Annotated in this window: 7 protein-coding genes; 5 read left to right on the top strand and 2 right to left on the bottom strand. The window is 51.1% G+C overall.

Going from position 1 to position 11926, the window contains the following annotated elements; translation table 11 throughout:
* Positions 1 to 200 precede the first annotated feature (200 nt).
* Positions 201 to 1334 (bottom strand): cupin domain-containing protein, encoded by a 1134-nt coding sequence (locus tag HKD21_RS08405; protein ID WP_194255265.1) that lies wholly within the window; start codon positions 1332 to 1334, stop codon positions 201 to 203.
* A 54-nt stretch (positions 1335 to 1388) separates the two neighbouring features.
* Positions 1389 to 2129 carry a YoaK family protein gene (locus HKD21_RS08400; RefSeq protein ID WP_194255264.1) on the bottom strand — a complete coding sequence of 247 codons (741 nt, stop codon included), beginning with the start codon at positions 2127 to 2129 and terminating at the stop codon, positions 1389 to 1391.
* Between the two features lie 461 nt (positions 2130 to 2590).
* Here HKD21_RS08400 and HKD21_RS08395 point away from each other — a divergent pair, with 461 nt between their 5' ends.
* The 5 genes from HKD21_RS08395 (at position 2591) to HKD21_RS08375 (ending at position 11926) form a co-directional block, all read left to right on the top strand.
* Positions 2591 to 3499, top strand: a complete 909-nt coding sequence (locus tag HKD21_RS08395) for a LysR family transcriptional regulator (RefSeq protein WP_194255263.1) — start codon at positions 2591 to 2593, stop codon at positions 3497 to 3499.
* Between the two features lie 471 nt (positions 3500 to 3970).
* On the top strand, positions 3971 to 6370 hold the full coding sequence (locus HKD21_RS08390) for a TonB-dependent siderophore receptor (RefSeq protein WP_194255262.1): 2400 nt from the start codon (positions 3971 to 3973) through the stop codon (positions 6368 to 6370).
* 457 nt (positions 6371 to 6827) lie between these two features.
* Positions 6828 to 8054 carry an acyl-CoA dehydrogenase family protein gene (locus HKD21_RS08385; protein ID WP_194255261.1) on the top strand — a complete coding sequence of 409 codons (1227 nt, stop codon included), beginning with the start codon at positions 6828 to 6830 and terminating at the stop codon, positions 8052 to 8054.
* Complete coding sequence (locus HKD21_RS08380; RefSeq protein WP_194255260.1) at positions 8054 to 9421, top strand: LLM class flavin-dependent oxidoreductase; 1368 nt, start codon at positions 8054 to 8056, stop codon at positions 9419 to 9421. The genes HKD21_RS08385 and HKD21_RS08380 overlap by 1 nt, the downstream gene beginning before the upstream one ends.
* A 51-nt stretch (positions 9422 to 9472) precedes the next feature.
* Positions 9473 to 11926 carry a TonB-dependent receptor gene (locus HKD21_RS08375; protein WP_194255259.1) on the top strand — a complete coding sequence of 818 codons (2454 nt, stop codon included), beginning with the start codon at positions 9473 to 9475 and terminating at the stop codon, positions 11924 to 11926.

Genomic DNA, 11926 nt, shown 5'->3' with positions numbered 1-11926 from the left:
ACATTTCTGGTTGTCGTTCACTGAAGTGCCAGCGAACGACAACCAGCACTAATCAGCCACAAGCGGTTATTAATAAACGACCACCTGTTCTTGTACTGGACAGGCTGATGCGGAGTCTTGTGATCTACCCTCATATCCAGAAATATACGTAAAATTCTTTACACCAGTAGGATATGAAGCAGAGAATATTATTTTATCTGTTATTTTTTAACCACAGGTTGCCGCGTTTTCCTGAGATGACTGATAAACTGATCATCGACCTCAAGATGTCCTTTGACTAGGTGTGCAGGGGTTAATGCTAACCAGTTGTTGAATGAAATATCTTTATATTGTCCTGTATGGAATACGTTAATGACACGAACTGGCTCGTCACCTATATTTTCAATATAATGCGCTAAAGTTCTGGGGACATAACCAACATCACCGGGAACAAAATCAAATGTCCTGGCATTATCAACGGCATCGAATACCGTCATTCTAGCTTTTCCTGAAATATAGTATTGCAATTCATCAGCATCCGGATGCCAGTGGATCTCACGCATTCCGCCGGGTTCGAGATCAATAATCAATGCAGCCAACGTCGTCACACTAAAATTGCGTGAGTCGATAACCTGCGTTGCGCCTCCCGGATAAGCCGTAGGCGGGGTAGTGGAGGCACGAAACACGTATTTGTCGGTAAAACTTACGGCGCCAAGATCCCGGCGTACCTGCTCAAGCGGGGGTGGAACCGGTTGACGGAAGATATATTTTTCATGTGATGGAATATTTGCAAAAGCCGCTTCAGGAACGCCAAAGTTTTTTGCCAGAACCTCCAATGGAACATGCGCAAATAATTCCGTCACCAATAGTGTTTGGTTTTCTGAAAAATTCCCATCGTTAAAAACAAGTACGAACTCTGTACCTTCTTCCAAGCCCTGAATAGCATGTGGGAAGCCTGCTGGAGCGAACCATAAATCTCCCGGTTCCAGATCTTCAATAAGAGTCTGACGCTGGTCGTCCATAAGGTAGAAGCGAACTTTTCCCTTGAGCACGTAAGCCCACTCCGCTTCCTTATGCCAATGCATTTCACGCACGACGCCAGGAGGAAGGCGCATATTAACGATAGCAAGCTCTTTCAGCGCGCCCATTTCACGACAGGTAACCTCTCTTGCCCACCCGCCATCTTCAAGACGGTTATGCGCCATAGCGAAAGGAAACTTCAGATTAGGAATGCCCCCCTTATCTGTCGCCGGTGGTAGAAAAATATCTGGATTTTGCAGTTCAATTTCCGGATTACGCGGGCCAACAATATCAGCTCCTTTGGAGCCCATAATTGGCTGCTTTAAATTTTCCATCACTAATCATCCTATCAAAAGAAAAAAACAACACAGTATTATCAAGGTAATTTTTTAGACGAATGTCGCACCAGTCCTTGGATCTGATGCTGATTTGTTTTTTCTTGAAAAAACAGAAATCATTATTAGAGAAAAAATGGCAATTATTAGAGACGTATTGTCTCCTATGTTTTTATCACAGAAAAATCCAAGAGCCCCGCCGCTAGCGAAACCAAATAAAACAAAGAAAAATATTCCTGACCAAACCAAATTGGAATCGCCGTTGATTCCAATTTTCTTGAAAAAGCTTTGAGCTAAAAAATTGAATGCCATTTGCACAACAAAAGTAACAGCTACATTTCCATAAAGCATTCCATGATCTTTATGGAAGGCATTCCCCTGCATTCCCGCAACAAAACTAATAGCTACAGCTAAGAAATCCGCTGAAATTGTACCAAAAAATGCCAGAAACGTTATGATTGAAAGTAGAATACACTCTGACCACAATACGACACTTGAAAAAGTCTTACCTTCTTTCAGAAGGGTAGCCATCAAGACACCGCATAACGCGGCCCCCAAACCGAAAGCAAGGATAGAACTAAATGCGAACCAAAATGCAGTCCAATCCCCTTCGACCAGACGATAACCAACCTGAATGACATTACCCGACTGGACAGTAGCAAAGGTTTTCGCATGGAAAAAAGTCCAAGCGTTCATCAATCCGGCACAAAAAGCGAGAATGAATCCAATTTTTTTATTTTCCATGAGAGGAAAATTATTTTTCCCCACAATTTCTATCGAATTTAATTCAATCATACTTTTGTCCTAAAAATTATTTTTGAATAATTTATTTATAAATCGACAAAGTAACACTGGGCTCCTAAACGCACTAAAAGTGCAATGGGTTTCCATCAAGAAAATTTAAAATCCAGAACCTTCTAAATAATTTCTCAATCGTAATTAATTATTTCGACTTCACCTCAACAGAGGTAAATTAGTCTTTTAAAGTAATGTACATAGCTATTTCCTACATAATCAGTAATAACACGGATAAAGTAGAATATAATTATGAGATTTTTTTACATAATTTCATTTTCAGGCTTTGTGAGCGGCAATTACAGGCCGTCACAAATCAGGCCCCATGCCTTGCCAACAGTTACCAATCACACCTAAAAATAACCTTACGGGAAATGGTTTACTGGAGTATTTTCTTACTATAAATATAAATGATATTTCTTTATCAAAAGATAAATTTTTTACATAATTATAGGTGAAATATGGCTATCTTGGAACGCAACCATCTGATGATTATTCAGGAAGTCGCAAGGGAAGGCTCGTTAACTGCAGCTGCGGCGCGACTGAATCTGACTCAACCCGCTCTAAGTCATGCAATCCGTAAGATTGAAATCCAGCTTGGCATAAAAATCTGGCGACGCGAGGGGCGCTCTCTGGTTTTAACACAAGCGGGCGTATGGCTGCTCTCTCTTGCGAACCGTCTTCTACCACAATTTTCACTTGCCGAAGAACGTTTGGAACAGTTTGCTAATGGCGAACGGGGAATATTGAGGATCGGAATGGAATGCCACCCTTGTTATCAATGGTTACTCAATGTCGTATCCCCGTACCTTGAACGTTGGCCGAAAGTAGATGTGGATGTCAGACAAAAATTCCAGTTCGGCGGCATCGGAGCACTACTAAGCAACGAAATTGATATTCTTGTAACTCCTGACCCACTTTACAAGCCAGGCTTAATCTTTACGCCAGTATTTGACTACGAACTTGTTCTTGTTGTTGGAAAAGATCACCCATTACGAAACAATAAATATATAACTCCAGAACATCTAATCAATGAAACCCTCATAACTTATCCCGTACCTGCAGAACGTTTGGATATCTTCACCCAATTTCTTCAACCTTCTGGCATCGCACCCCGTCAGCAGAAGCAAATCGAAACAACCGATATCATGCTGGTCATGGTTGAGCACGGCCGGGGCGTCGCCGTTCTCCCCCGATGGCTGGTAACCGAATATGCACCGCGATTTGATTTGCACTCAATAAAAATTGGCGAACACGGAATTGCGAAGCAGATTTTTCTTGGCAGACGCGAAACGGACGAGGAACTTCAGTACCTCGCTGATTTTATACAATTTGCGGCTGAACCCACAAAAAGTGACCCTTATTGTTGAAACAGATACATCAAATTTCATGATCGTCATTTAAGGGGGCCAGATAACATGCTGCTTTTTTTATTAGCACTCGCAAAAAAGTCCTCGATTTTTATGATTTGGAATTAATAGGCTAACCAGGATCTCGGGAATATGCACCAGAGACGCAAACAGCGTTTCGTTGAGACATTCATCCCTGCGCGCTCATCGAAACATCAGACAAACCGGTCCTGCTACGGCCTCCCCGGATAGAGTGTCTACCGAATGACAGTAGATCTTACTCCTCTTCGAATGCTGCCTGTTTCGCTGACTGATAAATCTTCTGAATGAAAACTCGGTCCCTCAACCCAGTATCGCGCTCTTTATAAAATCTGCATACCAACAGATATTTTTTGTAATAAATGCGTTTCTTTTCATTTCAAAACCACCCTGCTATCCATATGCAAATGATAATGATTATCATTTTAATTTCTTTGCTCTGGAACTGCTGACGTGAACCTGCGCCCTGTAACGCGTTGCGCCTTAAGTACCCTCTTAGCTTCCACATTCCTGGCAACGAGTATTCCTGGATACGCTCACGCCGACGACGTGCAAGACAAGCCTCCCGTTCTTGAAAAATCCGAAAAACATGTCGATTTCGGAAAGAAAAGGGTGCTACTGAAACCGCATTCAGGAAAAGGTCAGGATGTTGAGCAGTCGACAGCACACGAAAAAATTGCTCCGACAGCTGAAAATATCATTGTCCGTTCCCAAAGATGGGATCATGGAAGCTATACCGCCCCTTCAACCAGCGCTTCTACGGGGCTCCCCCTCAGTCTTCGCGAGACGCCTCAGACCGTAACTGTCATGACACGACAGGTTATGGACGATCAGCAGATCAACAGTCTTGATGACGTGCTGAAAACAACACCTGGTGTCACATCCTACGCCAATGACAACGCTGGGCGGACGACTTATCGTGCGCGTGGTTTCAACATCACCAACTACAAAATCGATGGCATGCAGATTGATGCCACCACCAGTTTCGGGGGTGTTGGTTCGTCCATGAATATGGACCTGTATGAGAATGTTCAAATCGTCCGTGGCGCCAATGGTCTTCTTGGAGGGACAGGTGATCCATCCGCAACCATCTATCTACAACGCAAGACCCCGACCAAAGAGTTCTCAGCCAACGGCCTGCTTCGACTGGGTAACTGGAATGAGCATCGGGTTATGGCGGATATCAACACCCCGCTGAATCATTCCGGCACGATTCGCAGCCGATATGTTTTTACATGGGATGACACGGATACATTCCGCGTCCGTGAGCACGTCAACCGTTTGGGTGCACTTGCCAATTTCGCCGCAGATCTCTCCGTACGGGATGCGCTGAGCTTTGGTTTTCAGTATGAACGAACCCGCAATGACGGCGCCTCCTGGGGAACCAATGTTCCGATCTGGTATGCTGATGGCACTAAGACACACCTGCCCCGCAGCACCAACCCGGCGGCAGACTGGAGTCAGGCCACGCGGGACCAGTACACGGCTTTCATCAATTACGATCACGATTTTTCAGCTGGCTGGCATCTCAAAGTTGGCTATATGCGCACGCAAGGCAGTTCCTACAGCAACCTGGGTGTCGCCAAAATCAACAATGCTGCCAGAAATATCGGAGGCTATGCCGGTTTTTGGAATCAGGATGGTACAGGTGGATACCTCAATGCGCTGCACGCCGAATACGCTGACGCGCGCGACAATGCGGATGTTCATATCTCAGGTCCGATACATTTTCTTGGACACGAGCATCAGATCGTTTTCGGCTTCAACGGGTACAATGACGAGCTGACGCAATACACATTCAGCAAAGCGCTCGGAAACTGTAGTATTGCAGGTGTTACGCCGTATTCGGGCTGTCAGTATCGTGCGGCAGGCCTTCCCATTGCCAACTGGCAGACCTGGGATGGTTCATACCCGGATTTTATGACACATCGGACAAAAGCACGCGAAGTCGATGTGACGCGTAATTACGGTGCCTACACGTCGGGACGTTTCATTCTTGCCAAAGGTCTTTCCCTGATCCTTGGCGGTCGGGTAAGCACTTACGAAGCGTATAGCGGTACGTATAATGTGCAGAACCAGTATTCAGGGGCGACAGGAACAGGACGCCAGAACGCCGTTCTAACGCCTTATGCGGGCATGGTGTATGATTTTACAAAGACCATGTCCGTTTATGGCAGTTACACCAATATCTTCACCCCCCAATCCAATCTGAGAGATGCCAACAATCAGCCCCTTAGCCCTGTCATGGGGAAAAGTTATGAAACAGGTTTGAAAGGAGCCTTCTTCAAACAGCGTCTGAACACATCTCTAGCTTTTTATCTGAACAGACAGAGTAATGTGGCGGAAGCGACGGGTGCCACCAATACAACGACGGGTGAATCCATTTACCGATCCGTCAATGGCGTCAAAACCGAAGGTATTGATCTTGATGCTTCTGGCGAACTTCTGCCAGGCTGGAATGTCTTCTTCGGCTATAGCTATCTGTACGAAAAAGGCCTGAGCTATCGGCAGGACCCGCACCATCTCGTTCGCCTGACCACAAGCTATACATTCCCAGGTGCGCTGCATCGCCTGACCCTAGGCGGTGGCATTTCCAGCCAGACGAGCACGGAATGGACCACCAATCCTGGCCGTCCGCTTGGGAACGGGAAGTATGACAGTTCCAACCTGCGTGTTGGTGGTTACACGCTCATCAATCTTATGGCGCGCTACCGTTTGGCCAAGTGGATCGATGTGGCTGGCAACATCACCAATCTGACGGACAAAACCTACGTGCGACAGGCCGGATTCTATGACGGCATGATTTTTGGTGAGCCTCGGACTTTCAGTTTCACAATCCGCGGTCATTATTGAGGCAATTTACAGCCTCACGGATAGAATTGTTTTCCGGGCTGTAGGTATCACCTATGCCACCGATGAAGATCGGACTGGCCAATATCGTCTACAACATGCGTCGCCCTTGAACATGTCGTTAAGCTGTAATTTTGCCTGAAAGGATGGATTTTGGGGCAAAATTACAGTGATTAAGAGACGACGTTGAAAAGCTACACGCAGACATTGGCCAGTTTCTGGAGCCGCCTTATTGCCGGTCAGGTATCAATCAAAAGCCTTTTGTCCCGTAGATAATCTTCAACATAGCGGAAATCGCACATCTGGGCCAACATTGTCCATTAATAACCATTTATAATAGTTTATATAAAATTATACTAATTATGTTGACTATTCCAAAAACAACATTCAGCATCTGGAATAATAATTTATGCACTAATCTTTAACGTTAATAACTCTGAAACTCAGGTGTTCCTGTTTTATGACGATAGACACACCTTCTCCCGACCTTTCCCTTCTCTGGGGGCAGGACGCCCGTGAAATTACTCCGCTGCACGACCGTTTCGCTCCTGTTTTCGAGCAAATCCGCAGACAGGCGCTGCATGCCGAGTTGAACCGCGAACTGCCTTTCGAACAGATCCGTCTCCTCAAAGAGAGTGGCTTTACAGCCCTTCGTGTTCCCGTTGCACATGGCGGTTCTGGCGCAAGTCTTGAAGACCTGTTTGCCCTGGTTACTACGTTAGCGACGGCCGATTCAAACGTCGCACAGGCACTCAGGGCGCATTTTGGTTTCGTCGAACATCTGCTGTTTGAATCTGCTGGCCCGTACCGCACAAAATGGCTCGACCGCCTTGGCACAGGACAGACCGCAGGAGCCGCCGCCGCTGAAGGCCCGGCTTCCAAGCGCGATCTGTTCAGCACCACCCTGTCCCAAACGGATGGCAGGTGGGTTATCAACGGCTCCAAGTTTTTCACCACTGGCTCACTTTACGCTGACTGGCTCACCGTTACCGGCACCACCGAAGACGGCCAGACCGTCAAAACATTAGCCGCCCGCAACGATCCCGGTCTCGAAATCGTGGATGACTGGGATGGGATTGGGCAACGTCTGACGGCCAGTGGCACCGCGCATTTCCGCAACGTCCATACTGAAGAAGCCGACCTGCGCTACGGCAACACGGCTTTTCCGCATTCGCAGGCTTTCTTCCAGCTTTATCATCTGGCGACTGTCGCGGGTATCGCCCGTGCTGCGGCGACGGATGTCGCGGATGCCGTGCGTCGTCGCAAACGCTCTTTCAGCCACGGCAATGCAGACCTTCCTGCCGCAGACCCACAGATTCTCGAAATCGTTGGGCATGTGTTCAGTGCCGCCTATCTTGCCAGCGCTGCCGTTGAGCGCGCCGCCCGCGCCATTCAGGCGGTCGCAGACAGTCCGGTTCCGGAATTCGACCTCACGGTCGCCCGCGCCGAACTCGAAGTCTGGCAGGTGCAGGACCGCATCCTCCCGCTGGTTCTGGAGGCTACGACCGCCCTGTTCGATGCGTTGAGCGGCGGCGCGACCCTGCGCGTGGCTGGTCTGGATCGACACTGGCGCAATGTTCGCACCCTGGGCAATCACAACCCGCGCGTCTATCGCACGCGTGTTGTCGGAGATTACGCCGTCAACGGCACCCTGCCGCCAATCCAATGGCGCGTGGGAGTGGCGTAATGGGACAGCACATCATTCTCAACGGCTTCACAATGGCAACGGTCTCACACCTGAATTACGGGCTGTGGCGCCATCCTGCCGACCAGACATATCGCTACAAGGACATCATATACTGGACCGAACTGGCCCGCACGCTGGACGACGCCGGGTTTGATGCCCTGTTTATCGCGGACGCCCTCGGCCAGATTGACGTTTACGGCAACAGCCCGGACGCTGCCCTGAAGCACGGTATCCAGTCCCCATTGATCGATCCGGTTTTACTCGTGTCCGCAATGGCCGCGGCGACCACCTCGCTCGGTTTTGGCATCACGCTGTCCACGACCTACGAGCATCCCTATCTGCTCGCCCGCAAACTGACGACCCTCGATCATCTGACCAAAGGGCGTCTGGGCTGGAATATCGTGACGTCCCAGCAGGAAAGCGCGGCCCGCAATCTCGGACTGGACCATCAGATCCCGCATGACGAACGCTATGACCGCGCAGACGAATTCATGGATATCGTCTATAAGCTGTGGCTGAAATCCTGGGAAGAAGACGCTGTCATCCGCGGGCAAACGGCGTCGGGCGAGTGGATTTATACAGATCCGGCAAAGGTTCATCCCATCCGTCATGACGGCCAGTACTATCGCGTTCCAGACGGCCATACTGCCGAACCCAGCCCGCAGCGCGTTCCCGTCCTTCTTCAGGCAGGGGCTTCCGCCCGTGGTGGCGCTTTCGCGGCCCGACATGCGGAAGTCATTTTCGTCGTCGGCGCTGGAGCGGAGGGAACGCGAAAGAATGTCCGACGCATCCGGGAGGAAGCCGCACGCGAAGGCCGCGATCCCGACAGCCTGCGCTTCATCTGCGCTGCCGCCGTCGTCGTGGGTGAAACGGAAGAAGAAGCCATCCGCAAATTTGCCGAATACAAAGCGTTCTACGACGCGACCGGATCGCTCATCCATTACTCCTCCATGACGGGGGTGGATTTCTCAAAGAACCAGACGGACGAGGTTTTGACCTATCGCCCGACAGAGGCCAGCCAGTCCGTCCTTGAACAGTTCGATCCTGCCATCAGCGGCCGGTCCTGGACCATCGCCGAAGCGACGAGCCCGGCGGAAGGCTTCGGTCGCGCCAAAACTTTTGTCGGCAGCCCTGAAACCGTCGCGGACCAGATCGAACTCTGGCTCGAAGAGTCGGAAACCGACGGGCTGAACCTGATCCAGCTTGTCAATCCGGACAGTTACAATGACTTCATTCGCCTCGTCCTGCCGGAACTGAAGCGTCGCGGTCGCATCAGGCCCAAACCCGGCAAAACCCTGCGCGAAAGCCTCTTCCCTCAGAACGCTTCCGCGCATCCCTCCGCCGACCATCCAGCCTGGCGCTGTTGATCCTCCCAAGACCTGAAAATCCCTTTTCCTGTTTCTTGTGAGTGTCTTTCCATGTCCGCTTTTCAGTTTTCCAGCCGCATCCCCAGCGGTTCCGCCTCCTTAATCGCTCTGCTGACCCTCTCGGTCAGCACGCAGGCCTTTGCCGCCACCAGCGCACCCGTCACAAAGCCCGATGAGAAGTCCCGTCACGCCACACCGGCGCCTCCCGCTCACAAGCCGCCTGCCAAAGCACGTGCTCTAACCTCTCACACCGCAGAGAACATCGGCGTGGAGGGACACCGGCAGGCCAACTGGGTGTCCAACCCCGTCTCCAGCGCCATGATCCGTGAATATGTAGCCGGAACAAATCCGCTCAAGGCCCTGACACGGCTGCCCGGCGTGCTGTTCAATTCCGGTGACCCGCAGGGCGTGAATACCTGGCAGAACTCGTTTCTGATGCACGGTTTCGACCAGAGCCAGATCGGCATGACGCTGGACGGCATCCCGCTGGGCGATCAGCAGTTCAGCAACGTCAACGGCCTCAGCCCAACATCTGCCATATCGTCCGAAAACATCGAGCGAATGGATGTCTCAGCCTCCACGGGCTCGGAAAGCGTGGCCAGCACATCCAATCTGGGCGGCACGGTGCAGTTCATTTCCCGCGATCCGTCCCATAAGCGCGGCGCAAGCGTGAACCAGACCTTTGGCAGCAATGCGATGTACCGGACATTTCTGCGGCTCGAAAGCGGCGATCTGAACCCGCAGGGGACGCGTTTTTATGTCTCTTATGCCCGTAACGACACCGACAAATGGCGTGGCGGACAGGATCAGTTCATGCAGCAGGTCAATGCAAAGGTTCTGCACCCCATCGGGCAGGACAGCCGCATCACGGCCTTCTTCGATTACGCGGATCTTCAGATGCAGAACTATCAGGACTACAGCCTGGATATGTTCAACCACGGTGGCTACGCGATCGACAATTTCATCGGACAACCCGGAGGATATGAGAAAGCCTATCGTCTGGCACTGGCCCAGCGCGGTCTGCCCGGCGGACAGGTTCCGGCTGCCTATGCCAATCTCAAGAGCCCCTACACTGCGTCCTATTACGAGGGCGCGCAGATGCAGCATTCCTATATCGGCGGCGTCTCGGCCGATCTCGCTTTAACCGACCGTCTGCGCTGGCAAAGCACCGCCTATGGACATCGTTCCTACCAGCGTGGATCGGTTGCAAGCCCGCTGATCGCATCGCCCAATGGCGCCCCGCTGATCGATCAGGTCACGCAGCCCGATACGGACCGCTTCGGCTTCACGACATCCCTGTCTTACCGCATCGCGCATAACGTGCTGAATGCGGGGCTGTGGTACGAAAACACCCATTTCGACATCAGCAAACCGCTCTATCAGGAACCCCTGCTGGAAGACGTGCTCAACGGCACCGCGACGCCGGTCAATGGTCTCGATAATCTCAAGAACCCGTTTCAGAATGGCTATCGGCAGGTCTTCAACACCAACACCTTTGTCGCCTATTTTCAGGACACCTATCACGTTACGAACACCATCGCTTTGCATGCCGGTTTCCGTTCCGTCCTGAATACCAGCCGCGTCGGGGCCCTTGCCAACTGGGAGACTTACACCCGCACCACTGCGATTGCAGGCGGAGATTCCCTCACCTCCAGCAAACCTTTCCTGCCGCATTTCAGCGGGGAATGGCGCTTTGCTCCCGGCCATCAACTCTATTTCGATATTGCAGAGAACGTGAAGGTCTATCCGGTCTCGGGCTATAACAGCGGCTCATCACCCTTCTCGACCTCACAGGCGTCCTATCTGGCGTCCAAAAGCAGCCTGCAACCTGAAACCGACTGGAACTTCGCTGGCGGCTACCGCTACACCGGCCGTCTCATCAGCGGCTCGCTCTACGGCTACCACACGATCTTTTCCAACCGCCTGCAACGCATCTCAACCGGCCCGACAACCCAGCCTTACACCACCATCCAGAATGTTGGCGGCGTAACGATGAGCGGCGTGGACGGCGCCGTCACACTCACCCCCGTCAAGGGGCTGAGCCTGACCAACAGCATCAGCTACAACCATGCTGTCTATGATGACAACATCACCCAGACCATCAATGGATCGCGGGTGACCTACAACATCAAGGGTCAGCAGGTCGTGGCTTATCCGCGCCTGATGTACCATGCCGATCTGTCCTACACCTGGCATGACCTTCAGGCGCATATCGAGGCCCAGTATGTCGGCAAACGTAACCTCAGCTATACGGGAGACACCAAAGTCCCGTCCTACTGGCTGACCAATTTCGGCGCCCGCTACGACCTGAGCAAACAGCTCCACCGCCTGTCCCATACAGGTTTTGTCCAGCACCTCTCGCTGGACTTCAACGTCTATAACCTGACGAACGTGAAATACATCTCCACCATGGGCCAGAACGGTTATCCCATGGCCGGCGATTACCAATCTGTCGTCCTCGGTGCTCCACGCCAGTATTTTGGCGCGGTTCATGCGGATTTCTGA

The organism is Gluconobacter cerevisiae, from assembly GCF_015244675.1.
In the GTDB taxonomy this organism is placed as follows: Bacteria; Pseudomonadota; Alphaproteobacteria; order Acetobacterales; family Acetobacteraceae; genus Gluconobacter; species Gluconobacter cerevisiae.
The sequence above is the reverse complement of the archived record's forward strand: the minus strand, read 5'-3'. Positions and strand labels throughout refer to the sequence as shown.